A 398-nucleotide genomic window follows, 5' to 3' on the forward strand; every position below is an offset into this window, starting at 1 on the left:
TGCCCGGATCGCGACTATTGCGTGCAGTACGACGAAACCGACCTGCATTTCGTCCAGCGTCTGTGCGAAGAGGAAGGCATTCACTACCACTTCCAGCACAGCGAAAAAGCCCACCTGCTGGTGTTCGGCGACGACCAGACCGTGTTCCCGAAACTCGGGCAGCCGACCGCTTACGTGCAGGGCAGCGGCATGGTCGCCGACGAACCGGTGATCAAAGGCTTCAAGCTGCGCCTGGAAACCCGCACCCGCCGCGTCACCCGCCGCGATTACGACTTCGAAAAACCGCGCCTGCAAATGGAAGCGGCCTACAAACCTGAAGGCGCTCTCGATAGCAAAGACGCCGAACCGGATCTCGAAGACTACGACTACCCCGGCCGCTTCATCGACCGCGCGCGCGG

The 398-nt window shown here is 61.8% G+C and carries 1 protein-coding gene; it reads left to right on the forward strand.

Translation table 11 applies throughout. The features are described 5' to 3' along the window. A partial coding sequence (locus K5E40_RS34500; protein ID WP_260456258.1) for a contractile injection system protein, VgrG/Pvc8 family occupies positions 1-398 on the forward strand: 398 nt, incomplete at both ends.

Source organism: Pseudomonas baetica (genome assembly GCF_019733355.1).
GTDB lineage: Bacteria > Pseudomonadota > Gammaproteobacteria > Pseudomonadales > Pseudomonadaceae > Aquipseudomonas > Aquipseudomonas baetica_A.